The sequence below is a fragment of the Pseudomonas sp. R28(2017) genome (assembly GCF_002112505.1).
In the GTDB taxonomy this organism is placed as follows: Bacteria; Pseudomonadota; Gammaproteobacteria; order Pseudomonadales; family Pseudomonadaceae; genus Aquipseudomonas.
On sequence record NZ_NEHW01000012.1, the window covers coordinates 23,700 to 48,840 of the forward strand.

Below are 25,141 nucleotides of genomic sequence, written 5' to 3' on the forward strand. Positions count from 1 at the left end.
ACCTGTGGGAGCGGCGGTTCGGCGCCCCGACGTGCCCGCGAAGAGGCCGGGACGTGTTAAGGAGATTTCAGCGGGGCAACGAGGCATCCATCAATTGCCGCAGCGGTGCATACTCGGCCTGGCTCACCGGCACCAACCCGCTGGCGTCCTGGGACGCGATAAAGGCCGCCATGCCCTTGGGATCGTCCAGCATCGCCGCACGAATGCGTTGCTTCAACGCCGGGCACAGGCTGGCACTGAACACATACGGGTCGTAGTAGATCGGCCGCGAGCGCCATTGCACCTTGAGTGCCGCGGGGCTCAGCGCATGCCGGGCGAGGTAGGCATCGGCCCGCTCGCTGGCGACGAAGGCGGCATCGACCCGGCCATCGAGCAGTGCCTCCAGGGCCTTGTCATGGGTCCCGGCATACACCATCGCGCCGAAGAATTGCGCCAAGGGCGAGCCGACTTCGGCCGGGAACTCGACACTCGGCACCAGGCTGCCCGAAGTGCTGGCCGGGTCGCTCAGGGCCACCCGCTTGCCGCGCAGTTGCTCGATGCTTTCGGCGCCATTGCCACGGGTCAGCAGCAGCGCCTGGTAATGGCTGCCGGCCGGCGTGTAAGGGCCAGCGCTCAAGGTGAAGGTCGCGAACGGTTCGATCCCGGGGTCGCGACGGTTGGCCAGCACATAGGACGCCGGGCCAAGCCGGGCGATATCCGCGCCGCCGGAGACGATGGCATCCACCACGCTTTCGTAGGAAGCGGCAATCACCAGCTCCACCGGCACGCCAGCTGCCTGGCTCAGGCGCTGCAGCAGCGGCTGGTGTTCGCGGATCATGTCCTCGCTGCTCTTGATCGGGATCACCGCCAGGCGCAGGCTGCGTGGCGTGCACTCGGCCTGTGCGGCATTGGCCAGCAGGTTGGCCAGCAGCACCGCGGCCAGGGCCTTCACAACACGCATGGCTTTTCCTCGACACCGTTGAACGGCGGGTAGTCACGCAGCTGCGCCGGCGACAGCGGCCGGCTGAAGTGATAGCCCTGGGCGATATCGCAGCCGGCGAGCTTCAGGCACACCACCTGCTCGCGGGTCTCGACGCCTTCGGCCACCACTTCCAGGCCCAGGCGCTTGGCCAGGATGATGGTCGAGGACACGATCGGGCTGTCGTCGTGGCTGTTGGACAACGGTGCGATCAGCGAGCGGTCGATCTTCAGCTTGCTCAGCGGCAGCGACTGCAGGTGGGCGAAGCCTGCGTAGCCGCGGCCGAAGTCGTCCAGGCTGATGCCCAGGCCTGCTGCACGCAGGCGGTGCAGGTGATCGACGGCGGTGCCTTCCGGGTCGAGGATGGTGGTTTCGGTGATCTCCAGTTCCAGGCGTTGCGGGTTGATGCCGTACAGCTGCAGCTTGGCCAGCAGGCGGGTGCTGAAGTCGGCCTGGCGCAACTGCATGGCCGAGACATTCACGGCCAGGTTCGCCTCACGGCCATGGGCGTCCCAGCGGGCCAGCTCTTCGCAGGCCAGGCGCAGCACCTCCCAACCCAGCTCGATGATGAAACCGCTGCGTTCGGCAAGGCCAATGAAACGGTCCGGGTAAAGCAGCCCGAATTCGGGGTGATCCCAGCGCACCAAGGCTTCGTAGCCCAGCACACGGTGGCTGTCCAGGCGGATCTGCGGCTGGTAGTGCAGCACGAACTGGCGCTCGGTCAGGGCCGTGCCGAAGGCTTGCTCGAGGGTGAAGGCCTGGATGTCGGAGAGGTTGAGCGAGGGGTCGAAGAAGCGGTACTGGGCGCGCCCGGCCTGCTTCGCCGAGTACATGGCGGCATCGGCGCAGCGGATCAGGCTGTCGATGCCCTGGCCATCGCGCGGGCAGATGCTGACCCCGACACTGGGGCTGGTGTTGACCTCCTGGCCGTCCAGGGCATAGGTGGCCGAGAGCTTCTGCACCAGTGTGCGCACCCAGCTGTTGATCTGCTCCTCGCTGCGCTCGCCGGCCAGCAGCACGACGAACTCGTCACCGCCAAAGCGCGAGGCCTCGTCGCCAGGTTCGAGCAGGCGCTGGATGCGCCCGGCCACGGCCTGCAGCAGCAGGTCGCCGATCTTGTGCCCGAGCGAATCGTTGATCGACTTGAACCGGTCCATGTCGATGAACAGGATCGCCATCAGGCGGCGCTTGCCGCGTTGCCGGGTCAGCGCCTGCCCGGCGACTTCGACGAACTGGCGGCGGTTGTGCAGGCCGCTGAGGTGGTCGGTGGCGGCGGCGTGGCTGCTGCGCCGGTGTTCGTCCTCCAGGCGGCCGATCAATTGCTGGTTGACCTGCTGCGCGTGTTCCAGGGCGCTGAACGCCTCCTGGCGCTTGCGTAGCAGGCGCAAGGTCCAGGCCAGGCTGGCGAGGATCATCAGGGTCATGCTCAGGTTCAGCCAGAACTGCCGCGAATAGGCCAGTGCGGAAGGGGCCAGAATCTCGTCATAACGCTGGCTGACCACCACGCTGAAGCCCCGCTCGGGCACCCGTCGGTACAGGCTCTGGTAAGGCAAGCCGGCCGCGTACTGGGTCAACTGCCCGGACGCATCGTCGGTATCGGTCATGTCCGGTTCGAAGCTGTCGCCTGCCACCACGACGCCGCTGGTATCGATGCGCAGGCGTTCCTGGCCATCGTCCTGGATCAGGCGCATCAGGCCACTGTCACCGAGGTCGATGTGCTGGAACAGCACTGCCAGGTAGCCGATGTCCAGCTGCACCACGAGAATGTTGTCGATCTCGCGGCCCGGCAGGTCGGTCAACGGCAGCAGAAAAGGCAAGCGCCAGGTGGGCAGGGTCGGCGCCGAGGTGCCTGGCGCGACCCGCGGCAGGAAGGGTTTGAAACCGTAGTGGGCCACATGCACCTGCAGTTGCTTCAGCCAGTCGCCCGGCAATGCGGCGGCTTCATCGCTGTGGCTGGCGGACAGCAGCCGGCCCTGGCGGTCGTAAAGGCTCATACGCTTGAACACCGGGTCTTCGGCCAGCAGCCTGGCCAGGCTCTGGCTGCCCTGGCGCAGCGTCTTCATGTCGTCCTGGGTCACCCGGCCCACGGCCTGGGCGCGGTCGACCAGCTGGCGCAGGCTCTCGGCAACGATACTGGCCAGGTTCAGGTGCTCGGCCGCCTTGGCTGCCAGCGCATCCTGGCGCGAGGCGGCCTTCTGGGTGATGTGCAGCCCCCAGAGGAAGGTCAGGGTGGCTGCACAGAGCATCAGGATCAGCAAGCGCAGAAGGCTTGCGGAAGAGAGAGAGCGGCGGATCACTGCTGGTATTCCCGACCCTGGGTGATGGTCGAAAAATACGACAGTCAGATGACAGGCTCATGACTGCTGGCTAATTGCCTTTAAGGTTTCCCCCGATCAGCCAGGGGCGCCTGTATGCGCGTGGTCTCTTCCTGCAGGTAGGTGATCAGTGCGGTGATCTCGGTATCGCCCAGGCGCATGTTGGGCATGGCCAGGCGGTTGTACTGCTCGAAGAGCAGGGTGGCCAATGGCTCTTTCTCGGCCAGCATCTGGTCCGGCTCCTTGAGCCAGCGTATCAGCCAGCTGGGGTCGCGTTGCTGGGTCACACCGAGCAGGTCGGGGCCGATGCCGGGCTGGCCGGGTTCGGTGTTGCCCACGGTGTGGCAGGAGGAGCAGCGGGTGCGGAAGATCTGTTCGCCGCTGCTGGGCGGGCGGATTTCCGGCGCGCTGGCGTAGTCGTTGGCCATGGCGCTGGCCTGCTTCCAGTTGTGCAGGCTGTTGCCCAGGCGGTCGGCAAGGATGTACGGGTTTTCGAAGGGTGAGGCCTTCATCCAGCGGCCCGTGGCCTGGTTGCCGATGATCAGGCTCAGGTTGTGGTCCTTGGAGCGGCCGTTCTCCAGGCCTTCGATATACAGGCCCAGGCGCCGGCGCAGCTGTTCGATATCGTCAGGTTCGCCGGTGAGCAGAGTCCAGCCGGGGCCGATGCCGAATTTTTCGGCGTAGCGCTTGAGGGTGGCGGGGGTGTCGTTATAGGGGTCGATGCTGATCGAGTAGAGGAAGATGTCCTTGCCGACCCGGTCACCGAGGATTTTCTGCACCTGGCGCAGGCGGGCGGTTTCCACCGGGCAGGAGTCGGAGCAGCCGGTGAAGATGAAGTTGATCGCCACCACCTTGTCCTTGATCAGGTCGTCGAAGAAACGCACTTTCTTGCCGTCCTGGGTCACCAGCGGTGTGTTGGGGAAGTAGCTGGCGCCCCAGGGTGTGGCGGCTTCGGCCGAAGGTGCCGATTGGGCGGGTTTGATCGGCCAGTAGTGGGTACCGGCGGCGAACAGGGTGAGGGCAAGCAGAACACGCCATGACACGGCCATGATTTACGTCCTCTGAGTTGCGGTGAGGGCCGCTGCAGGAGCGGCCTTTTATCGCGAAAGGGCCGCAAAGCGGCCCCTCTGCAACGCGTATCACTTGATGCTGATGGGCGCCGTCACGCTCTGGCCCAGTGCCGACTTCACGGTGATCGTCGCCGGTGTCGCCGGGCCGTTACCGGTGGTGGTCACCGACAACCGCCAGCGCGCCCCGCTGGAAGCCGTCGTCAGCGTCGCCGTGCCCAGGTTCAGCGGGCCACCGGTGGTGGCTGCGGTCACCGTGATGCTGTTGCCGCTGGCCACCGAGGTGGTGCCGGAGATGTCCCAGGTGTAGCGGTTGTTGCTGCGCACCTGCACCACAGCGCTGCTGACTTCGATCTGGTCCGCGACCACGGCAGGGCCCACCGCAACACTGACCGTGGCCTGGTTCAGCGAATCGGCACCTTTGGCGTCACGCGCCGTGTAGGCGAAGCTGGCGGTGAACGGGGTGTCGACCGTGGCCGGCGGCGTGTAGGTCACGGTGGTGCCGTCGGTGCTGACCGTACCCTTGCCGGAATCAGGCTGGTTGAGGCCTTTCACGGTCAGCGGCAGGTTGCCTTCAGGGTCGGTGTCGTTGGCCAGTACGTTGATCACGATCGGTTTGCCCGCCGTGGTCGCGGCACTGTCGTTCACCGCCACCGGTGGCTTGTTGGCCGGGTCCTGATTGTTGTTGCTGGCGGTGCGGAAGGTCGGCAGGCCCACCGAAGCCATGTACTGAACGCCATCCCAGCCCGGCAGCGGCGTTGGCATCACCTGGAATTGCCCAGGGTGCTCGATGTCCCAGCGCAGCAGCATCGAGTTGTCTTCGTGCTGGGTGTTGTGGCAGTGCTCCATGTAGGTACCGGCGAACTCGCGGAAGTGAATGGCCATTTCCACTTCGCTCGAGGAGTCGGCGTCCGGGCCGATGCGGTAGACGTCCTTGCGCGCCCATTTTTCCCATTCCGGTGGAGCCTTGCCATCACGACTGAGGACCACGCCTTCCTCGAAGTGCACATGCACCGGGTGGCTCCAGCCGCTGCCGCCGTTCTTGATCTTCCACACTTCCAGGGTACCGTCTCCGCTGAAGCCACCTTGGGTCGCTTCGTTGGCCAGTTGCGCTGCCGCGGAGATGCGCCGAGGGTCCATGCTGTAGCCGAAACCACCGTCGGTCTTGATGGTCCAGGGAGTGGTGTCGGTGCCGTCGGAGCGACCGAAGGTGAACTCGCGGTGCCGTGCGGCCTTGAGCTTGGCCTGGTCGGCGACGGCCGTGCGGTCGATGGTCAGCGGGATCATCTTCAGGCCTTCGGCCTTGCCCGGCTTGGCCGGTTCGTAGGCGCTCGGGTCCATGCTCACGTCGGTGCCGTTGTAGGGCTGCACGACCAACTGCATGACCTTGCCGACTACCGGGTCGCCTCTGTCCCATTCAGGCCCGTTGCTGGTCTGCTTGATCACCGCCTTGTACTTCTCGGACAGCACGTCGGCCAGCGAAATAGCCTGTTTCGGGCCCTTGCCGGTTTCGTGCTCCATGATGTTGACGATGTACAGCTTGTCGCCGACCTTGATCCCGTTCTTGGCGAAGTTGATGATGATGTCGTAACGCTCGGCGATGCCTTGCAGCGGCAGGATGGCGTTGTTGTCGTCGGTCTTGCCGTCGCCGTTGAGGTCCATGGTGCCGTCGAACGGCACGGCGTGTTCCATGATGTTGCCGTCGTTGGCGATCATGTGGAACGGCACCCGGGCGTACGACACGTTGGAGCCGGACGGCCCCTTGAACTCGCCACTGTTGCCGGCGATTTCACGCACCACGGCAAACTTGAAGTAGCGCGACACCGAGCCGTTGAGGATACGGAAGCGGTAGCTGCGGGCGCGAACCTTGAGCTTGGGCTGGTACTGCCAGTTGACCAGCACCTGGTCGCCGAGGAAGCCGTCGGTGTTGAACGGGTTGAACCACAGCTGGCCGTTCTGATCCCAGGCCTTGTCGGCGATCACCAGGTTGACGTCGTAGTCGCGGTTGCCCCACGGCATGGCCGTACCGCTGGGGAAGCGCAGGTTGACGCCGTCCTGCAGCGCTTCGTTGCCGCGGTCGATGGCGCTGTAGTAGTTCATCATCACGGCGTTGCCTTTGTAGACGTTCTGCGCCGTGAAATCCATCATGTGGTCGTGGAACCAGTGGGTACTCATGGTTTCGTGCCAGTCGCCACGAATCTTGATGCTGCCGTTCTCGCAAGTCTTGAGCCCTGGGTTGGCGTCGTTGACGAACAGGGTCTCGCCCGGCGAGCAGGGGAACGCGGCGCGCGGGTCTTCGGCGCGGGTGTTGATGGTGTCGTAGCCGGCCAGCTGGATCGGCCAGCGATAGTCATAGTACTGGCCTGGGAAGAAGTAGGCGTTGGCAAAGCCATCGCTCTCGGCTGGCGAGTGACCGTTGTGCTCGTGGGTGGAAATGGTATGCAAGCCAAAGCCTGCGTTGGCCGCCGGGTCGATCGGCAGCGCGTTGTAGTGGCGCATCAGCACCGGCTGGCCATAACGAACCATCAGCAGCTTCGGCGGGAAGGTGCCGTCGAAGGTCCACAGCGATTTGTGGTTCTGCTGCGGGAAGTTCGGGTGGAAGCGGGGGTCGATGCCCTTGGTGGTGCCGAGGGTGGTCGGGATGTCCGAGGTCTGGTAATACAGCCCGCCCGGCGCGAACTCGCCAACGGCATAGTTGTGCAACTGCTTGCGGTCACGCAGCCCCTGGTTGATGCGCGCACCCGCCTGTGCGGTCTTGAACGCCGCCTGGGGGTAGAACTCGTTCCAGCGCTGGTGCGACCAGCCTTTTCCTGGTGGCCGGCCTTCCGCCGGCGAGCCGACCGAGTTGCGGTTGAGGAACATCTCGATCTGCGCCTTCCACGGGTTGCGGTCGAGGGTGTTGGCGTACTGGGTCGGGAACGGGTAAAGGCCCGGTTGTTTGAGGAAGGCTTCCAGGGCGTTGCCGTTGGGGCTGCTGCGGGCCACCACGTCCGGGTCTTGCGCCGGGGCTGCGCCCAGCGTGGGGACCGGGAAGGTCAGGTTCGGTGGCGGCAGGTTGGGGTCGAGTTTCTCCGGGCCGAATTCCTCGAACAGCAGCAGTTGCTGGGTGAACGGCTGCGCACCGAACAGCGGGCTCGGCTTGCCATTGGTAGGGTAATTGCGTGAGGTCTGCAGGGCGGGCGGCAGCACGTTGTCGACGCGGTTGGTAGCACGGTCGCCGTATACCCCGTTTTGCAGTTCCAGCGAGCCCTGGTTGGCCTCGGGCAGGTTGAACAGGTTGAGCAGTGCCGGGCCCGGGTCGGCCGGCTGGTCATCGTAATGCGACGGGTCCGTCGGCGGTGGCTGGCTGACGTCATCCAGCGAGGAGGCCATGGCTGAGATCAGCCCAAGGCTGAGCATCAGCGCGGTCACGGCGGACAATTTGAAGGCGTGGCTGTTGGGGTGGATCACGGCAGGGGTTTTCATTGCCTGTTGCCTCGCTCACGGCTAAATGGCTATGGGCCATCAATGGCGTATTGCCGGGTTTTTATGGCCTGAGCAACGGCTGTGCCAACAGATGTTTCGGTAATGCTTTGTTAAACAATTCCTTGTGGCGCCTGAGGTGCGCTAAATAACGGGGTGTCAAAGACCGGGTGTAGGCCCCCAAAACTGGGCAGTGCTGGGCCCAACTCCGGTGATGGGAGTGGTGACAATTCGTGATTGGCGCTGTATACCTGTTGCCCACCAAGGGGAGCCCGGCAACGGGCTGAGAAACCGCTGGCAGCAGCAGCGCGGTGACCCTTCGAACCTGATCCGGATAATGCCGGCGAAGGGATGGGACTGCCGGACCTGCCTTTTGCCGGCCTCACTGTGAGGCCACACCATGAACGAACGCTTCAGCGAAACCCTGCAACGCCAGAACCAACCGACCTGGTCGGCCGCCGTCGGCCACCGTTTCGTCAGCGAACTCTGCGCGGGCAGCGTGGCCGACCCGATCATGGTTCGCTACCTGGTCCAGGACCACCGCTTTCTCGACAGCTTCCTGACCTTGCTCGGCGCCGCCATCGCCACCGCCGACACCTTCGAGGCCCGCCTGCGTTTTGGCCGCTTCGCAGGGATGATCTCCAGCGACGAAAACACCTATTTCCTGCGTGCTTTCGAAGCGCTGGACGTCAGCCCGGCGCAGCGCAACGAGCCTGCAGACACAGCACCTACCGCCGGTTTCAAGGCCATCATGCGCGAGGCCGCAGCCAGCCGTTCCTACGCCGCCGCACTGGCCGTGCTGAACGTTGCCGAAGGGCTGTACCTGGACTGGGCGATCAAGGCCCCCAAGCCATTGCCGGCCAACTTCGTCTACGCCGAATGGATCACCCTGCACGACAACCCGGCTTTTTGCGATTTCGTCGCTTTCCTGAAGTCCGAGCTGGACCGGGTCGGCCCCCAGGAGGCCGCATTGGCCAGTGATTTCTACGCACGTACCGTTGAGCTGGAGCTTGCCTTCTTCGACGCCGTCTACACCGAGGAGGCGTGAGCATGGATATTTTCGAGCGTTTGAAGGCTGCGACTGCCGGGCAGTGGAACCGCTATGTCGACCACGACTTCGTGCGGCAGATGGGCGAGGGCACCCTGCCGGAAGAAGCCTTCCGCACGTACCTGATCCAGGACTACCTGTTCCTCATCCAGTTCGCCCGCGCCTGGGCCCTGGCCGCCTACAAGAGCCGCCTGCCGGCGGATATCCGCGCCGCCCAGGCAGGCCTGGCGGCGATTCTTGACGAGACCGAGCTGCACCTGCGCTTGTGCGCGCGCTGGGGCTTGTCCCAGGCCGATATCCAGGCCGCGCCGGAGCACCAGGCGACCGTGGCATACACCCGTTACGTGCTCGACTGCGGCGCGGCCGGTGACCTGCTCGAATTGCATGTGGCCTTGGCACCGTGCGTGATTGGCTACGCCGAGATCGGCCGCACGCTGGCGGAGCGCATTGGCGACCTGAGCGAGCACCCGTACCGGGAATGGATTGGCGAATATGCTGGCGAGGCTTACCAGGGCGTGGCTGCAGCGGCGCGCAAGCATCTGGATGAACTGGCGGCGCGGAGCATGACCGAGCAGCGGTTTGTCGAGCTGGCACAGATCTTTGGCCAGGCTTCGCGGCTGGAGGCTGATTTCTGGCAGATGGGGTTGGATGGCGTGGCCTGAGGCCGGGCCGAGCCTTCAATCGCGCGTCTTGAGGGAGGTTTTGTAAATCGCCGTGCACATGAACCGCACGGCGATCCGTCACGTTCGGACAACGTGAGGGTCTGCAGGTTGCCCAACTCGTCGTATTGGTACCGCAACAACCCGGCACTGTTGGTTTCGCTCAGCAGCTGCCCTCGTGGCCTGTTTCGCTGATCTGAACGTTGAAGTCCGAGCAGGAAGTTCCACTTGGAACTGCATTGTCAAATCAGGCAGCTGCTGCCGCTCCCGTTCCTGTTCCTTTGCGCCAGTCATCAGAGCCAGCGGTGCTTGCAGTAATGTGCTCCCATTCAATGCCACGGTAGGCCATCGATACTTTGAAGAACTGTGTGAATTCCTTATTGTCCGTGTCTTGGATATGCGGCATTTCAAGATCGATATCAGTAATTACAGCGTCGATCAGCTTGGTAGTGAAGAAGCGCTCCTGAACGCCTTCGATCGAGGTCCGATACCAGCTGAGCTCGACTTCAGGCAGCATTTCTCCACTGGAGAGCGCGCCGTACAGCAGAGGTACCGCCTTGTTCAGAGTGCATGTGAAGATCAGCGGTCCATGCACCCGCTCGCCGGTCGGCTGACCGCTCTGTGGATCCGTGGGCAAGGTGATGCGATGTTTGACTTCTTGAACGAGAATTTGATCTTCGTGGCCTTCCCGGTAAATGTTGCCAACGGAGTCAGCGGTGAATGCGCCAGCGGTGATGTTGCCTTGTTTTTGACCAGTGATACTGATGTAGGCGGGTGTTGGCATGGCAGTTCTCCTGCGTCCATGTGGATAGAGCACGCGCACTCGGGGTGGCGTGGCCATCGGGAACGATGGGCTTGTCAACGAAGCAAATGCCTCGTCAATTCGTAGAGTTCAGTGGTGCCAGTTCTTGGCGCTTTACTGCTGCAAAATGCCGTTGAGCGACTCCAGCACCTCGGTGGTAATCAGGTGCAACCGGTAGCTGTAGATGCCGTAGGCCACCGCCATGGCGAGGGCGCAAATGACCAACGGGCTCCACCACGGCCATTGCCGGCTCATGCGGAAATTGCGCGGGGCCACGTTGGTGTAGGGATCGCCGACCGACTCCGGCACGGGGCCGCGCAGTTCGCGGATGATCCCGTGCAGCTGGTGAATGAGCTGGTTCAGCGACTCTTCACCTTTCGTTGCGATGGCGTATTTGCCCTTCAAGCCAAGGCAAAGCGCGAAGTACATGAACTCCAGTACGTCCTGGTAGCGTTCGGGCTCCTGCATCAGGCGGGCGAGCACGGTGAAAATCTTCTCCCCACCCCAGGTTTCGTCGTGGAAGATGCTCAGCAGGGGTTCCTGGCTCCAGCAGCTGGTCCGGCCCCAGGGTGTTTCCATGACCGCTTCATCGATGTACAGGCACAGTCCGTATGAGTAGGCCAGTAGTTGAGTGTGCTCGTAGCCGTGCTGGCGCATCTCTTCCCTGATGTTGTCGACCTGGTTGCGCACCTGTCGGTGCACGTCCTTGATGTTGGGCAATTCGTCCAGTGTGCGCAGGCGCATGACCAGGCCGAACAAGGGGGCCGCCGCATCCAGCATCAGGTTTGCGAAGCCGCCTCGCAGCTGGAAGTCCGGGTCGGCTGCGTAGCCTGCTTGCACAGGCTCTGGCTTGGGCTTCTGTTCGGCGCTTTCTGCTTCTGCGGGCGAGTCGCCGGACAATGACGCCTCGATGATCGTCTGCAGTTTTTCGTTCTCAACCTGTGCCGCATCAGTGGGGGCGGTGTTGTTTTCTTTCACGTCACTCGCTCCTGATTGCCCAGAACTGCAGTTCAAGGCCCGGGAACTCGCCCGCGACATGAACACCGAAGCCATTGGACGTCTTCATGTCCGCCCAGCTTGGGTCGCGGCGGTCCAGTTCGAAGTAGGTGAAGCCTGCATGGAAGGGCAGATCCCGAGGCGCCACGGGCAGCGGCACCAGTGGAATACCGGGCAGTTGCAGCGGCACGGCCTCGTTCAACGATTCCAGCGAGACGATTTTTGCCTTCTGCACGAACATCTGGCGCAAGGTTGGCGGTGGCACATTGGCGCGCACTGCCAGGATGAAGTCGGCTTCATCGATCAGGCGACGGTCTTCCAGTGTGGTGGTCATGAGCCCGAACTCCTGCGTCTTCAGCGGCAGCGAGACGGCGCGGGGCTGCAGCACCGTGCTCAGTGCCCGGCGCAAGGTTTCTTGCAGAGGCTTGAACGACGTGCGTAGCGCGGTGTGGTGATAGGCGGGGTACTCCTGTGGCAACCGGCTCTCGTCGGTGAAGGTGACGAACTCGCCACACGCCTGGCTCATGCACAGGTACAACTGCTCGGGGTGTGTCTGACCTTGCCTGGCCAGATGCTGAAAACACGGCCACCAACGGTTCATGGCTTGCAGCAGGTTGAAGTCGCGGATGTCGGCGATACCGGACTGCCCAGAAGCGCCAATGCGGGCGGCGAGGTTGCGCGCGCGCTCGCGCAGGCTGTTGGTGATTTCCTCAAGAAAGCGTTGCAGTGCCGGTACGGCACGCACCGAGACGCTGGTCGGATAGAACCCCTCATCCAGCTGCAGGCTGCCATCGGGGCGCCGCTCCAGAATGCGGGCCAGGGCCAGGCGGGTATAGGCACTGCTGTCGTCGGCCTTGCGTTTGAGCTGCAGGTTGGGCACCGCCAGGTCGACCTGCACCAGGTCACCGTCGGTGCTATGGGTGTCCTTGATTTCCAGGGCCTGGGCGCTGTAACGGAAATTGGCGGCGTTGTCGGGCCAGCTCACCTCGCGGCCACCCTCGGTACGCAGCGGCAGGCACAGGTAGATTTCGCTGTCCTTGGCGCCGTCGTCATCGATTTCCAGCGGTGGGGGTGGTGGCAGGTCTGCAGGGATATCGAACACCGTGCCGTCTGGCATGATGCCCCGCGCACGGGTGATGGCGATCTTGCCCAGGCTCAGGTATTCGTCGTTCAACTGCAGTTCACTGAAGCCATAAAAAGCTGCGTTCAGGCTGCCGAGACGTTGATGCAGGGCTGCTTCGGCAGCGCGGGCAGCCTGTTGGAAATGCTGCGGTTTGACGAACAGGCCTTCAGGCCACAGGACGGGGTTTCGTGAGCTCATGAGCGCTCCGTGTCAGCGTGAGTCAGTGAGAAGGGCAGGGTTGCAGGCGCCATCAGTCTTCTTCCTTGAGCAGGACTTGCGTGTCGTTGAGCAACACCGACAGGACGATTTGCTGGCCGTGTGGAGGTATGCGCAGCACGTCGCTCCACTTGGCGTCTTCCTTGTTCCGGTAATTGGCGATTACCGCAACGAAACGTGTTTCCGGCTCGATGGGCGCAAAGGGAATGAACTTGAACTGGCCTGGGCGCAGCATGTAATCGTCATCGCGGATGTAGGTGCTGCGCAGCGCCTTGGCAGGGTCCTCGTCCAGCAGTTCGTAAGCGCTGTTGTGCAGGAAAGAGTCGTCGCGCAGTTGCAGGATCTTGATGGCCATGGGCGTAGCGAGCGCCTCGGTGCCCCCGGTGGTGCTACGCGGCAGGCTCAGCACCACTGTCGGGTCGTCGTAGTTGCCGGGGGTACTGTCTTCCATTGGGGAACGAGGCGGATCCTCGCCATCGTCCATTGGCAGCGGCACGGGCGACATTGCCGGGAACTGTTCCTGGAGGTAATCGAACAGGTTCCCGACTTTCTCGGTGAGCAGGTAGGGGTCGGCTGCACTCAGGTTGACCGCGTAGGGGTTGGGCTCGAGCGCGCCTTCCTGTTCAGCTGAGGCCTCGACGCTGCTGGGGTTGCTGTTGAGCGTGGGGCTGGCGTTGATGCTGAACGCGACCTGGGTGGGGTGTGCCTTGGGCGGGCCGACGGGCAACGAGGGGTCCATGATCACTTGGCCCACTTTGCTCAGGGCCGTACAACCCGAGATCCCGATCAGCGCCGTCAGCAGACTGGCCGTGAATGAATGACGGGTCATGGGCGTTCTCCTGCAAACAGGCGTTCCAGTGAGCTCTCTGGCGCAGGCCTCGTCACTGTATCCAATGCCGCCAAGGGGTCGTTGCCCATGCCCGGCTCGAAGACCGAGCAGATTTCACCAGCGAGCTCGCTGCTGGCCGAAGCGGGTTGCCACGCCTGGGCTGGGCGGTCGAGTAGCCATTGATCAAGGGTGCTGTGGTCAGGGCTGACCAGATCCGCCAGTGAGCGCACTTCGGCTTGTGAAAGCTGCACTTGCAGCCGACAGGCGCCAATGCGCAGTCGGTCACCCTCGCGCAGCCGCCTGGCGGTGAGCGGCTCCAAGCTGGCGAGGCTGTCGTTGAGGAAGGTGCGTTGGCAGCGGTCGATCACGCAGAAGCCGTCTTCGATCCATCGAATCTCGCAGTGGAGCGGCGCAACCGCCCGTTCACGATCGTTGATCAGCCAGGTGGTTCCCACGCTGCCGATGGTGCCGCCTTCGCTATCGAACTGGTGTCGGGCAGTGTCCGTGTGTTGCAGCTGGCCGAGGTTGGTGATGCGCAAGGTCAATGTGTTCATGAGCGCCCCCGAAACCGCACGACAGGGCTGATCTGGCCGTGACGGTCATCGACAAAACTGGTCCAGCCCAGGTAGGCGCCTTGGCGGGCGTGCAGGCAGAAGGGCGACAATGCGTTCTGCTTCAGGCGCAACTCCAGGTCGTAGGCCAGGCCATCACGCAGTAGAAAGTCGATGAGCGCGCGCACGCGATTGAAGTTGATGCCGCGGGGCAGCAGGGCGCGTAGTTGGTCCTGGTCGAGTTCACTGATGACCAGGGTGAACTTGCTGCTGCGGGTTCGTGTGCGGCTGCCGACCGTGAAGGAGCTGCCCAGCTGGCCATTGCTGCGGCCAAGGCTGACCCATTGCCTGACTGTGGTGGGGACCGAGCGGGTTTCGAACTCGCGGATGTGCACCTGCTTCAAGTCGAAGCAGTGGGCGATGATGCCGGCGACGGTGCCCGGCGCACGGCTGCGACTGGCGATGACCCCGGCGAAACTGAGCAGCCGGCTCCAGGGCAGCGCGGTGTCGCCGCGCAGCTGTTTGTCATTCAACCCGAGCAGGGCAAAGATGTACTGCGAGAAGCCATCGGTCGCGCCCGGCTGGAAGCGGATGTAATAGCGGTATTTGCGCCAGATGCGATGCAACAGGCTCAGCAGGTAGTGGTTGAAGAAGTCGAAGAAGGCCGGCCGCACGCCGATGCCGTGGGCGTGCTCGTAGGCCACTTCTTCCAGGTAATAGGTTGGCAAGGGCGAGTCGGTGCCGTGCAGCCCCATGAAGGTGGTGCACACGCGATAGCGGTCGTCTGTTTCAGGCATGCGTTCGGCCTTGTACACGTCGGACACGGGAAAGGTCAGCCGCGGATCGCTGGCAAGCCGCACGCGCAGCCGGGTGGCGTGGTCCGGCCAGCGGGGCTCCAGGTCATCCCCGTGCAAGCCGTGCAGGCGCTCCAGCAACTGATAGAAGTTGTACTGATGCGCCTCGGCGAGCAGCTTGTCGGCTAGATCAGCGGTTGTTTGCCGGTCTGGATGGGCCATGTGTAGTGCTCGTTGTTGGTGGTGTTGATCACTTCCAGTTGGTGGAAGGAGTTGATGCTGGCGTACAAGGCGAAGAAGTGCGCAAGCACGCAACCGAACAGGTACAGGTCGCCTTCGCAGAGAAATGCGCCTTGATCCAGCTTCAGCCGTGTACGCAAGCCGCGGATGGGCTGGCCCTTGATCAGCCAATCCAGGGGTTCTGTTTGAACATCCTGAATGCCATCGAGGCGTTTGCGGGTGGTGCGGGTTTGCTGGATGTCATGCAGGGCGGCGAAGTCATAGGCATTGATGACCGCTTTCAGCGGCTCGGCCGAGAGCAGCGACAGGTAATTGAGCGACATGTTGGAGATCAGGGCCCATTGCAACTGCCCGTCCAGTACCGGCCGACAGGGGCGGGTGGGCGGACGAAGGTTGGTGTAGGTGGCCAGGGGAGGCGTGACTTCGGAAATCACATTGATGTCATCGACGGCTAACGCCAGCGGCAGGTCGCGGTTGGTACAAGTCAGGTCGATGGACGCTGTTTCCAGTTGGCCGATGTAGGCGTTGGCGTCGGCCCGCACGAACGCGATGCGGTGCGTGACACCCTCGCCCTGCAGGGATTCTTCCAGTGTGTGGCGGTAGTACAATGCCGTGCGCCCTTGCACATGCTCGATTTCATGGGCGAACGATTCGAAGGGACGGAAGGTTCGCAGGTGTTCGCCGGTACTGCCGTCAGTTGTCGTGCGGGTGCTGATGACCTGATCGACGCTGAAGATTTCATAGGCGTGACGCTGCTCACCTCGGGGCGTAAGCGCGGCCTGGGCGGACCGGCTGGACAGGTCGATAGGCTCGGCGCTGTGGCTGAACAGGTTTACCGCAGGCGTGCAGAACAGGCTGAAGTCGGCGCTGCTGACACGCAGCGAATCAGGTAACTGGCGAGTGAAATGAAATGCCAGGCCGACCTGCTGAGACGCCTGATCGGGCCAGGTCTTCTCCAGCCCGGTTACACTGAAGAAGTGGAAACGCTCGGGAAATACAAAGTATTCCTGCAGGATCCGATAACCGTCGAAGACGTTCTTTGGGTAAGGCAGCAGCGCTTCGCCTGGGCTGAAACCCGGGAAGACGATGCTGCTGGCCGGCAGCCGGCGAACCTCGCCATTGATGGTCACGCTGACCTGTTCAAGGTACTGGGACAACCACAGATACAGTGTGCGGGCAGTTTGGGTATCACCACTCAGATGAAAATCGAGACCGGCGCAGCCCAGAGTGTTCAATGGCCGCTCGACCAAGGTCCGCAGGTCAAGCCGCACCACCGAACTGCTGAGTGTCTGGGTTGCACCCACCGCGTCGATCTCGAACGGATGAATGTCCACCGCCGTGCAAGTGCGAAACTCACAGGGCACTCCGTCCACGGGCTTGGAAAAGAGCCGTGAGCCCTTGGGGATAGATTGCGACTGGCTGAGGGCCTGCTTGCGAGGCGTGAACTGAATGATCGTGGCGCTTGGCAGGGGCCGCAGGTAATTGGGCCACAGCAGCTGCAGCATCGGGTGCGTCAGCTCCGGCAGGTCGTCTTCCAGCTTGAGCCGCAGCTTGGCCGTCAGGAACGCAAAGGCCTCGATCAGGCGTTCGACATCCGGGTCGCTGCCACCCTTGCCGAGCAGTCGGGCAAGCTGTGGGCTGTCCTGGGCGAAGTCGTTTCCCAGTTCGTGGAGGTAACGTAACTCTTCGCTGAAACGATCCTTGAGTGACATGGGGTCACCTCACGCGGGTGTGGCGGCTATGGCCGTTGACCAGCAGCTCCAGTTGCAGCTGCTCCGTGTGGTTGTTGACCTGCACGAGGCAGTCCAGCCTGAAATGCAGCTCCAGGGGGGCATGACAACCGGGCACGGCCTTGAGCGTTCGCACCTGCACACGCGGCTCAAAGTGTTGAAGGGTGCGGCGGATGTCCGCGCTCACTTGCTTCAGGAGGTCGCCACTGCTGACGTCGTGCCCGTTGAAGTCACGCAGGCCCAGCTCAGGGCTGCTTTGTGAGCAACCCTGGCGAGCGTTGAGCAGCGTTTCCAGATGAAGCTTGATGGCAGCTAACTTCTGGGTAGCGTTCTCTTGCCTGGACGGCACACGGCTTGCGAACTGATTCGTCACCAAGCCATCGAAAAATCCACTCATTGGGTATCAAGCCTGCCCACCAGGGAGATTTCGAAATTCGCCCCCATGTACTTGAAGTGCGGGCGCACGGCGAGCGAAACCTGGTACCAGCCCGGATCACCGGCAACGTCCGAAACCTCGACCCGCGCAGCACGCAACGGGCGACGGCTGCGTACATCGGCTGACGGGTTTTCCTGGTCGGCAACGTACTGCTTGATCCATTTGTTCAGTTCGGACTCAAGGTCCTTGCGCTCTTTCCAGCTACCGATCTGCTCGCGCTGCAGCACTTTGATGTAGTGGGCCAGCCGGTTGACGATGAACAGGTAAGGCAGCTGCGTGCCGAGCTTGTAGTTTGTCTGGGCTTGCAAGCCTTCCGGGGTCTTGGGGAAGTGCTTGGGTTTTTGTACCGAGTTGGCTGAGAAGAACGCGGCGTTGTCGCTGTCTTTGCGCATGGTCAGGGCGATGAAGCCCTCTTCGGCCAGCTCGAACTCCTTGCGGTCGGAGATCAGCACTTCGGTAGGGATCTTTGCCTGCAGTTGACCGAGCGACTCGTACAGGTGCACCGGCAGGTCTTCGACGGCACCGCCCGACTGTGGGCCGATGATGTTCGGGCACCAGCGGTAGCGGGCAAAACTGTCGTTGATGCAGCTGGCCAGCAGGAAGGCGGAGTTACCCCACAAGTAGCGCTCGTGCTTCCCGTCGATGTGTTCTTGGTAATTGAAGCTGGTGATCGATTGTTCCTGAGGGTGATAGGCCGAGCGGAGCATGAAGCGTGGCCCGATCAGCGCGGTGTGGCGGGCATCTTCGCTTTCGCGGAAGGCACGCCACTTGGCATGGCGTGGGCCGGCGAAAATGTCCTTGATCTCCTTCAGGTTGGGCAGCTCTTCGAAGCTGCTCAGGTTGAAGAACTCAGGGGAGGGCGCGGCGAGAAAAGGCGCATGTGACATGGCACCGACCGAGGCCATGTAACTCAGTAGCTTGATATCGGGGGAAGAGGGCCCGAAGTTGTAGTTGCCGACCATGGCCGCAACCGGCTCGCCACCAAACTGGCCGTAACCCGCAGTGTAAACGTGCTTGTAGATGCCACTGCAGGTAATGTCGGCCGCATTCTCGAAATCATCGAGCAAGTCGTCCTTGCTGACATGCAAGACTTCAAGCTTGATGTTCTCGCGAAAGTCCGTACGGTCGACCAGAAACTTGAGGCTGCGCCAGGCGGATTCAAGTTGCTGGAAGTCGGGCTGGTGCAGGATGGCATCCATCTGCTTGCTGAGCACCCGGTCCAGCTCCGCAATCATCTGGTCAACGCGATGTTTATTGATTAATTGATCGGGATCATGGCTTTTGAGTATTTCAGCAATAAAGGCAGTTACACCCAGGCGAGCAACTTGGTAGCCCTCTTGTGCGGGTGTCAGTTTGGTTTGGGCCATGACCTGGTCGAGCAAGGTGGCATTGCTGGGTGTCGCGCCAGTTGTTTCAACGGCGACAGGAGTGCTGGTTGGTTTTGGCATGGGACGCTCCGTTGTCTCAATCTTCTTTTGGCGCCTCAAGCACCAGGTCCAGTTCTTCGGCGAGTTGTTTGCGCGCTTGCTCGTTGTTCAGCAGCTGCTGCAGTTGCTTGCGGAACGCCGGCACGTTGCCCAGGGGGCCTTTCAGGGCAACCAGCGCTTCGCGAAGTTCCAGCAGTTTGTGCAGCTCCGGGACCTGGCGGGCGATGCGGTCTGGCCCGAAATCGTTGATCGAGTTGAACTGCAGGCTGACCGCCAGCTCCGCATCGGGGGCAGTGCCGAGCATCGAAGGCACAGACATGGCCAGGCTGACACCGGCGTCGTTCAATACGTTGTTGAAGCTGTGTTTATCAATGCGCATGACCGAACGGTCTTCTAGCGCACGGGCCTCACTGAGGCCGAAGTCGCCCAGCACCAACATCTTGTGCGGTAGCTCTACTTCGGCCTGTACGTCGCCAGTGGCGGGTACATATTTGATGTTGATGCGTTCTTTAGGTGCAACCGATCCAGTGGGCTTTGACATCACAGAACCTCTCCTTGGTTTGTAGGGTGTTGTTCCTGGTAGTTGTCTCTTGGCTTAAAGCGACATGTAGGAAATTCCCGCAGCATTGCCATGAGGCACAAACAAAATGGCGGGACTTTTTACTGGCCACCTAAAAACCATGCCGTCGGTGTTGCTGTTCGTCGAGAGCGAAAATGCCACAAAATATTTACTTGTGGCACTTTATTTTTATGGGCTAGGCTCATTTCGCTTTTGGGTCATGGAGTGCCTGGAAGTGGTCTTGCAAGTCCGCCGATCAAATAGGATGCATGTATTATTGACAGGAAGTTTTCTTGCGATGATTGGTAAAAAAACCTACAAGTTAAGTCTTTCGCTGATACTCGGTTTCCTTTCGATAACCGTCTATTCCGATGAAGATTGCCAGCGAATCGTATCCAACCTTGAGCGCTTGGCTTGTTTCGACAAATCAGCCGGAACGCCTGCGCACCTCGCGCCGATGCAATGGCCTGCGCCGGAGCAAGAATCGCCCACGTTGCGGCGCGTGATGGCGCATCAGGCGGGACGACTCGCAGAGGACCTGACTTTTCGCCTCAAGTCTGCAGAGGACGGGCTGATGATCTCGGCGCCGGCAATCGCTTCAGCCGCACCACATCCCTACCTGGTGATCAGCTGTGTGCAGAACATTTCCAGATTGCAGTTGATCGCTGCACAGCCCATCCAGGCCGGCCGAGTGGAGGTGCGATTGATGGGGGATCGTGGTTCGACCGTGCCTACGCCATGGCAGGTGACGGAGAACGGCCAGGTGCTCGATGCCGGCAGGGGCTTGCCGGGCATCGAACAGATCAAGCCATTGATCGGGGCTCGTCGTATTCAGGTCGAGAGTGACAACCCGGCCGTCAATGGGTTGATTTTTGATGCTCAGGGACTCGACCCGCTCATCGACGAGGCGCGCAAGACATGTCGTTGGTAGCAGAGGTCACCGCGCAGGACATTGCCTGGCTGCTGGCCCCCATCGACGCCCAAGCACCGGCAGGTCTGTTCGATGTGGAGGACGAAACCTACCAGGCCATAGACCAGGAAATGGTCAAGCTCGGCGGGTTGCAGGCATCTTCAATCGACTGGTCCTACATCGAGGAAGCCTCCCGACAGTACCTGGGCCAGCAGTGCAAGCATTTGCGCATCGTCGCGCACCTGAGCGTGGCGTGGTTGCGAACTGGCTGCTGGGAACGCTGGGGATACACCTTGGCATTGCTGGGCGGCATCGTCGAAGGCTACTGGGAGACCGCTCATCCAAAGCCTGGCCCCAAAGGCTTCCTCGGCAAGCGCAAGCTGGTGGGGATGGTGCTCAACCGATTGATCGAAGCACTGCCGCGCCTGGATCGCTTCACGTATGGCCCGGCTCACGCCGCGGCGGCTCAGCATGCGATGCAACGCCTACGACAGCAGCAGGCCATCGCACAGCTGGATGAAGTTGTAGTGAGCGAGCTGGAGCGCCAGCTGGGCAAATACGTGGAACGTGCCAGCGGCGCGGGCGAACCGGCTACAGCCAAGGTTTGTGCGACACGCACCAAGCCTGAACCCCTGGCCGAAGTCGTTGCCACACCGACGCCCCGCGTGTCACTGGGAAACGAGCGCGAGTCACGCCGGGCCGTGCTGACCATGGCCGAGCTGATCAATCAGCAGGATCCCTACGACCCGACGGGTTATCAGCTACGTCGGTTCGGCTTGTGGGCCCACATCCAGGTGGCACCCCACATCAAGCAAGGCAACCGTACCGAGCTGATGGCCGTGCCACAGGATATTGCCGGTGATTATGAAGATGCCGTTGCGGGCACCGCGGTTGACGCAGCCATGCTCCAGCGGATCGAAAAAAGTGTGACGGCCAGCCCCTACTGGATTCGCGGCAGCTTCCTGGCGGCGGCTGCCGCAACGCGGCTGGCGATGGGTGAGGTGGCTGAGGCCATTCGCGCTGCGACCGCACGGTTCGTGCAGCGTATGCCAGCACTGCAGCAACTGTGCTTCAGCGACGGCACGGTGTTTGTCGACGACCAATGCCTGGCATGGCTCAAGGCTGCGCAAGGGCCATCAGCCGAAGTGGGAGCCGCCCATGAATTTGCCAACCTGCGCGAAGAGATGATCAACCAACTGGAAACCGGCGGCGTTGAAACGGTTTTGCTCAGGTTGCAGGGAATGCAAGCGGATTTCCGTGCCCCGCGTGAGCGCTGCCATACCACCGTGATTGCTGCCGACCTGTTGGCAGCAAGGGGCGTGTCGTGGTTGGCCCAGGAGCTGTGTGCAGGCGTTGCCCGAACGATGCAGGAAACCACCGCCAGCGCCTGGGAACCTGAGGTGTTTCAACGTCTTCAGCTGTATGCGACAGCGCACATGCAGGCTGACTGGAACAAGGAACGGGAGTCTTGATGAATCAACCATGGAAGTACTTCAAACGTTGGGGCTTGCCCCTGGTGACCCGTATCGGTCTGGCCATGCCGTTGCTGCTCGGACTGGGTGCTGCACTGATGCTGACGGCTATCTGGTGGCTCGGTCCGCAATGGACGTGGGGTGAGCAGCAGCCGTTGGCCAGTATGGCCCATCGGGGGCTGGCAAGCCTGGTGCTGGTGCTGGTACCCCTGCTGGGCTGGCTCGTTGTGTTGCGCAGGCGTAATCGCCACCTGCAGGCTGAACGCAATCAGGCAGTGGCCGCCGAGCTGGACCGCACGTTGCCGTTCGTTCAAGCACAAGAGAAGGCGTTGGATCAGGAGCTTTCGCGGTTTTTGCACAATGCCGGCGGGCGACGCGCCTTGTACCGATTGCCCTGGTATCTGGTGTTGGGCGACCAGCATGCTGGCAAGACCCTTTTCATCGACCATACCGAACAGAACTTCTCGCTGACCCGCATCGACAAGGTGCAGAGGCGAGGCCAACAAGCGCAAGCACTGGCCTACCCGATAGGCTGGTGGGTCAGCAACGACGCGGTGATCATCGATCCGCCGGGCGCCTTCATCAATGCAGCGTCGCAATCAGGCTCACCCGCCGAGGAGCCAGGTACATCGCAACTGCCACCCGATACCTCGGCCAGGTTGTGGCAGCACCTGCTGGGTTGGCTGGTGCGCAATCGCAGTCAGAGAGCCCTCAACGGCGTGGTACTGGTCGTCGACCTGCCTGCGTTGTTGCATGGCACACCTGAGCAGCGCGTTGCTCAGGCACAGGTCTTGCGCACCCGCTTGTATGAGGTGGGTAGCCAATTGGGCGCGCGCCTGCCGTTGTATGTGGTGCTGGCCAAGTTCGACCTGTTGGACGGGTTCGATCAGCTCTACGCAAAGCTCCCCACAGCCACGCGGGAGCAGATGCTGGGTTTTACGTTCAAGCTGGATGCGCTCGGTTCTTTTGACGCGTGGCTCGATGAATATGGTGACCACTACGATCGGTTGCTCAGCGAGCTGTTCGAGCAGGTGGTAGAGCGGCTCGATGCACTGGACGGTGCACCACTGCGAGCGCGCCTGTTTTCGTTGCATGCCCAATTGATTGGCCTGCGCCCGATACTGCTGGGGTTCTTGAAAGAAGCACTGGCAAGTGACTGCTACACAACGCCTGCCTTGGTACGTGGCGTGTACTGGTCCTCGGTGGTGCAGCAAGGCGACATGCTCAATGCCTTCGTTCGCGAGGCGGCACAGCCATACAAGACGAAGCTGCCATTGCTTGAGGGCAAGGCGCAAGGCAAGGCGCTGACCTACTTCATCCAGCACGCGTTCAAGCGTGTCATCTATCAGGAAGCCGGGCTTGCCGGGGACAACATCAGCGTGGCGCGCAGCAAGCGCAACCTGCTCTGGGTAGGTTCAGGCGTGGGCGTACTGGCTATATGCGTGACCATCGCCAGTTGGCAACGATATTTTGATATCAACTCCGCCAAGGCCGCCAGCGTCCTTGCCAAAAGCCGGGAGTACAGCCACCACGAAGTGGACCAGCGACTGGACCCTAGCGGGCGCAACCTGTTGGGGCCACTGGACCAGATCCGCGATGCCGTGTCGGTGTTTGGCGACTATCGTGCCGCCTGGCCGGGTGTTGCCGATCTAGGCCTGTATCAGGGGCGTGCCATTGGCCCCCGCGTCGATGAGGCCTACCTCAACTTGCTTGCCAAGCGCTTCCTGCCGGCCCTGGCCAGTGGGGTAATCAATGCCATGGAGACGGCGCAGCCTGGCAGTGAGCAGCAAATGGCTGCGCTCAGGGTTTACCGGATGCTGGAGGACCGCCAGAACCGCCGGCCCGAATGGGTCGAGGACTGGATGGCCCGCCAGTGGCAGCAAACATTCCCGGGCCAGGGGCAAATGCAACGTGACCTGATGCAGCACCTGAAGTATGCCATGGCCTATGCCGATGCCGATCTGCCGCAGTATCGCCAGCGTGTTGCCCAGGTGCAGCAGGTACTGCGCAAGGTGCCGCTGCCCGAGCGGGTTTATGCGAGCCTCAAACAGCAGGCCGGGGAACAGTTGCACACTGGTTTGGACCTGCGCCATCAGGTGGGGCCGGCCTTCGATGTGGTGTATCAGTCGGCTGACGGCTCCAGCAAGGGCGATGATGTCTTGCTGGCGCCCATGCTTACCGCCAAAGGCTCGAGGGAGTACTTCGAGCCACGCAGGCAGCGGTTTGCAGAAATGGCGATGATCGACCAGTGGGCACTGGGCGAGCGCGACCAGCTCGATTATTCGAATGCCGACCGGGAGGCGCTGAGCGAACGGCTGCATAACTTGTACAGCGCCGACTTCATCGACAGTTGGCGGCGTGCATTGAACGCCTTCTCGGTGGTCGACTTCCGCGATCTGGACCATGGCGTCGCGGTCCTGCAGCGGTTCACCGGGCCGGCGGCCCCCCTGCATCGGCTGTTGGATACAGTGAAGGAAAACACTTCGCTAACATCGACCGTGGGTGTCGAGGTCCCCGAGCAACCTCAGGCGGGGGCCATTCAGCGGGCCTTTTCCGGGCTCAGCGCCATGCTGCAGGCAACGGGTGAGAAACCCAGCAACTACGATGAAACCCTCGGCGCCATTGCGGCAGTACACGATTATGCCAAGGCGGTGCAGGACAGCTCGGACCGTGGCAATGCCGCACTTCAGGCCGTGCATCAGCGCTTCTCGATGACCGTGCACGACCCGATCGGCACCTTGCAGCGGGTGGCAACCCGCTTGCCAGAGCCGATCAACCGCCAAGCCAGCAAGCTGGCCGATCAAACGGCGCGGGTGCTGAATATTGAAGCCCTGCGCGAGCTGGAGCGCCGCTGGGATGCCGAGGTGTACAGCTTCTTCCAGCAGCGCCTGGCCGGGCGCTACCCCTTCGTGGTGAAGGCGCCCGATGCCTCCCTGGATGACTTCGAGGCGTTTTTCGGGCCGAAGGGGCGACTGCAGCAGTTCCATGACCAGTACCTGAAGGTGTTCCTGAAAGAAAACCTCGAAGCTTTACAGGCGGGGGAGCAGGGGCAGTCACTGATCCGCGGCGATGTCCTCGAGCAACTGGACCTGGCAGAGGCAATCCGCGAAACCTTCTTCGATCAGCGCGGCAACCTGAGCGTGCAGTTCAGCATCGAGCCATTAGGGCTTAGTGCCAACCAACGCACCAGCGTCCTTAACCTGGATGGCCAGTTGATTTCCTACACCCATGGGCCGAGCCAGATCACCGGTATCGTCTGGCCCAATACCTTGGGGCCGCAGGTTCGCAGCAACCTGACCTTGCTCAGGCACAATGGCAACAGCAGCAGCCTGGAGTACCGGGGCCCCTGGTCGATGTTCCGCCTGCTCAGCCGCGGCGCGCTGAACGGCCGCACGCCGACCAGCGTCGACCTGAGCTTTGCAACCGGCGATGGCGTGGTGCGCTATCGGCTGAATGCCGAAAAGGCGTTCAACCCCATCACCCAGCAACCCTTCAAAGGTTTCAAGCTGCCGCGGGGGCTGCTACAGAACCCTGGTTGATCAGCTTG

19 protein-coding genes, 1 pseudogene and 1 riboswitch are annotated in these 25,141 nt (G+C 62.1%); of the genes and pseudogenes, 5 read left to right on the top strand and 15 right to left on the bottom strand.

What is annotated here, in order from left to right; all coding sequences use genetic code 11:
- Window positions 1–67: 67 nt before the first annotated feature.
- From CAF78_RS20265 to CAF78_RS20280, 4 genes are all read right to left on the bottom strand, one after another.
- Window positions 68–940, bottom strand: coding sequence for a phosphate/phosphite/phosphonate ABC transporter substrate-binding protein (locus CAF78_RS20265; protein ID WP_085677445.1), 873 nt, complete (start codon window positions 938–940; stop codon window positions 68–70).
- Window positions 928–3,255, bottom strand: a complete 2,328-nt coding sequence (locus tag CAF78_RS20270; protein ID WP_085677446.1) for a bifunctional diguanylate cyclase/phosphodiesterase — start codon at window positions 3,253–3,255, stop codon at window positions 928–930. The genes CAF78_RS20265 and CAF78_RS20270 overlap by 13 nt, the downstream gene beginning before the upstream one ends.
- 80 nt (window positions 3,256–3,335) lie before the next feature.
- The gene (locus CAF78_RS20275; protein ID WP_085677447.1) at window positions 3,336–4,322 is read right to left on the bottom strand and encodes an SCO family protein; all 987 of its coding nucleotides are present in this window, start codon (window positions 4,320–4,322) and stop codon (window positions 3,336–3,338) included.
- A gap of 90 nt (window positions 4,323–4,412) precedes the next feature.
- Window positions 4,413–7,805 (bottom strand): Ig-like domain-containing protein, encoded by a 3,393-nt coding sequence (locus CAF78_RS20280; RefSeq protein ID WP_085677448.1) that lies wholly within the window; start codon window positions 7,803–7,805, stop codon window positions 4,413–4,415.
- Between the two features lie 251 nt (window positions 7,806–8,056).
- Window positions 8,057–8,171: riboswitch (TPP riboswitch) on the top strand.
- A gap of 31 nt (window positions 8,172–8,202) precedes the next feature.
- On the opposite strand from CAF78_RS20280, the gene CAF78_RS20285 reads away from it, so the two are divergent.
- Complete coding sequence (locus CAF78_RS20285) at window positions 8,203–8,850, top strand: TenA family protein (protein ID WP_085677449.1); 648 nt, start codon at window positions 8,203–8,205, stop codon at window positions 8,848–8,850.
- Window positions 8,847–9,512: a thiaminase II gene (gene tenA, locus CAF78_RS20290; RefSeq protein ID WP_085677450.1), complete on the top strand. Its 666-nt coding sequence runs from the start codon at window positions 8,847–8,849 to the stop codon at window positions 9,510–9,512. Before CAF78_RS20285 ends, tenA begins: the two co-directional genes overlap by 4 nt.
- Window positions 9,513–9,613: 101 nt before the next feature.
- Here the strand turns inward: tenA and CAF78_RS29100 are convergent.
- The 11 genes and pseudogenes from CAF78_RS29100 to tssB form a co-directional block, all read right to left on the bottom strand.
- Window positions 9,614–9,727 (bottom strand): annotated as a pseudogene (locus CAF78_RS29100) (hypothetical protein); the annotation flags it as partial.
- Window positions 9,728–9,756: 29 nt separating this feature from the next.
- Window positions 9,757–10,293: an Hcp family type VI secretion system effector gene (locus tag CAF78_RS20300; RefSeq protein ID WP_085677452.1), complete on the bottom strand. Its 537-nt coding sequence runs from the start codon at window positions 10,291–10,293 to the stop codon at window positions 9,757–9,759.
- 132 nt (window positions 10,294–10,425) lie between these two features.
- Window positions 10,426–11,289, bottom strand: coding sequence for a type IVB secretion system protein IcmH/DotU (icmH, locus tag CAF78_RS20305; protein WP_085677453.1), 864 nt, complete (start codon window positions 11,287–11,289; stop codon window positions 10,426–10,428).
- A 1-nt stretch (window position 11,290) separates the two neighbouring features.
- Window positions 11,291–12,628 (bottom strand): type VI secretion system baseplate subunit TssK, encoded by a 1,338-nt coding sequence (gene tssK / locus CAF78_RS20310; RefSeq protein ID WP_085677454.1) that lies wholly within the window; start codon window positions 12,626–12,628, stop codon window positions 11,291–11,293.
- Between the two features lie 52 nt (window positions 12,629–12,680).
- Window positions 12,681–13,475 carry a type VI secretion system lipoprotein TssJ gene (gene tssJ, locus CAF78_RS20315; RefSeq protein ID WP_085677455.1) on the bottom strand — a complete coding sequence of 265 codons (795 nt, stop codon included), beginning with the start codon at window positions 13,473–13,475 and terminating at the stop codon, window positions 12,681–12,683.
- A complete protein-coding gene (locus tag CAF78_RS20320) occupies window positions 13,472–14,029 on the bottom strand; it encodes an FHA domain-containing protein (protein WP_085677456.1) in 558 nt (185 codons plus the stop codon). Before CAF78_RS20320 ends, tssJ begins: the two co-directional genes overlap by 4 nt.
- Complete coding sequence (tssG, locus tag CAF78_RS20325) at window positions 14,026–15,042, bottom strand: type VI secretion system baseplate subunit TssG (RefSeq protein WP_085677457.1); 1,017 nt, start codon at window positions 15,040–15,042, stop codon at window positions 14,026–14,028. The genes CAF78_RS20320 and tssG overlap by 4 nt, the downstream gene beginning before the upstream one ends.
- A complete protein-coding gene (tssF, locus tag CAF78_RS20330; protein WP_085677458.1) occupies window positions 15,006–16,772 on the bottom strand; it encodes a type VI secretion system baseplate subunit TssF in 1,767 nt (588 codons plus the stop codon). Before tssF ends, tssG begins: the two co-directional genes overlap by 37 nt.
- Before the next feature lie 4 nt (window positions 16,773–16,776).
- Window positions 16,777–17,187 (bottom strand): type VI secretion system baseplate subunit TssE, encoded by a 411-nt coding sequence (tssE, locus tag CAF78_RS20335; RefSeq protein WP_085677459.1) that lies wholly within the window; start codon window positions 17,185–17,187, stop codon window positions 16,777–16,779.
- Window positions 17,184–18,674, bottom strand: a complete 1,491-nt coding sequence (gene tssC, locus CAF78_RS20340; RefSeq protein ID WP_085677460.1) for a type VI secretion system contractile sheath large subunit — start codon at window positions 18,672–18,674, stop codon at window positions 17,184–17,186. The genes tssE and tssC overlap by 4 nt, the downstream gene beginning before the upstream one ends.
- A gap of 16 nt (window positions 18,675–18,690) precedes the next feature.
- Entirely contained in the window at window positions 18,691–19,194 is a 504-nt protein-coding gene (gene tssB / locus CAF78_RS20345; protein ID WP_085677461.1) for a type VI secretion system contractile sheath small subunit, read from the bottom strand.
- Between the two features lie 106 nt (window positions 19,195–19,300).
- On the opposite strand from tssB, the gene vasI reads away from it, so the two are divergent.
- From vasI to tssM, 3 genes are read left to right on the top strand one after another with little or no spacing between them, the layout of a single operon-like run.
- Window positions 19,301–20,143 carry a type VI secretion system-associated protein VasI gene (vasI, locus tag CAF78_RS20350; protein ID WP_256573957.1) on the top strand — a complete coding sequence of 281 codons (843 nt, stop codon included), beginning with the start codon at window positions 19,301–19,303 and terminating at the stop codon, window positions 20,141–20,143.
- Window positions 20,131–21,594 (top strand): type VI secretion system protein TssA, encoded by a 1,464-nt coding sequence (gene tssA / locus CAF78_RS20355; RefSeq protein ID WP_085677463.1) that lies wholly within the window; start codon window positions 20,131–20,133, stop codon window positions 21,592–21,594. Before vasI ends, tssA begins: the two co-directional genes overlap by 13 nt.
- Entirely contained in the window at window positions 21,594–25,133 is a 3,540-nt protein-coding gene (gene tssM / locus CAF78_RS20360) for a type VI secretion system membrane subunit TssM (RefSeq protein WP_085677464.1), read from the top strand. The genes tssA and tssM overlap by 1 nt, the downstream gene beginning before the upstream one ends.
- Window positions 25,134–25,141 lie beyond the last annotated feature (8 nt).

Coding starts and splice junctions, on each gene's coding strand:
- CAF78_RS20265 (WP_085677445.1), bottom strand. CDS start 940: ATGCGTGTTGTGAAGGCCCTGGCCGCGGTGCTGCTGGCCAACCTGCTG.
- CAF78_RS20275 (WP_085677447.1), bottom strand. CDS start 4,322: ATGGCCGTGTCATGGCGTGTTCTGCTTGCCCTCACCCTGTTCGCCGCC.
- CAF78_RS20280 (WP_085677448.1), bottom strand. CDS start 7,805: ATGAAAACCCCTGCCGTGATCCACCCCAACAGCCACGCCTTCAAATTG.
- CAF78_RS20285 (WP_085677449.1), top strand. CDS start 8,203: ATGAACGAACGCTTCAGCGAAACCCTGCAACGCCAGAACCAACCGACC.
- CAF78_RS20300 (WP_085677452.1), bottom strand. CDS start 10,293: ATGCCAACACCCGCCTACATCAGTATCACTGGTCAAAAACAAGGCAAC.
- tssK (WP_085677454.1), bottom strand. CDS start 12,628: ATGAGCTCACGAAACCCCGTCCTGTGGCCTGAAGGCCTGTTCGTCAAA.
- tssJ (WP_085677455.1), bottom strand. CDS start 13,475: ATGACCCGTCATTCATTCACGGCCAGTCTGCTGACGGCGCTGATCGGG.
- CAF78_RS20320 (WP_085677456.1), bottom strand. CDS start 14,029: ATGAACACATTGACCTTGCGCATCACCAACCTCGGCCAGCTGCAACAC.
- tssG (WP_085677457.1), bottom strand. CDS start 15,042: ATGGCCCATCCAGACCGGCAAACAACCGCTGATCTAGCCGACAAGCTG.
- tssF (WP_085677458.1), bottom strand. CDS start 16,772: ATGTCACTCAAGGATCGTTTCAGCGAAGAGTTACGTTACCTCCACGAA.
- tssE (WP_085677459.1), bottom strand. CDS start 17,187: ATGAGTGGATTTTTCGATGGCTTGGTGACGAATCAGTTCGCAAGCCGT.
- tssC (WP_085677460.1), bottom strand. CDS start 18,674: ATGCCAAAACCAACCAGCACTCCTGTCGCCGTTGAAACAACTGGCGCG.
- tssB (WP_085677461.1), bottom strand. CDS start 19,194: ATGTCAAAGCCCACTGGATCGGTTGCACCTAAAGAACGCATCAACATC.
- vasI (WP_256573957.1), top strand. CDS start 19,301: ATGGCGGGACTTTTTACTGGCCACCTAAAAACCATGCCGTCGGTGTTG.
- tssA (WP_085677463.1), top strand. CDS start 20,131: ATGTCGTTGGTAGCAGAGGTCACCGCGCAGGACATTGCCTGGCTGCTG.
- tssM (WP_085677464.1), top strand. CDS start 21,594: ATGAATCAACCATGGAAGTACTTCAAACGTTGGGGCTTGCCCCTGGTG.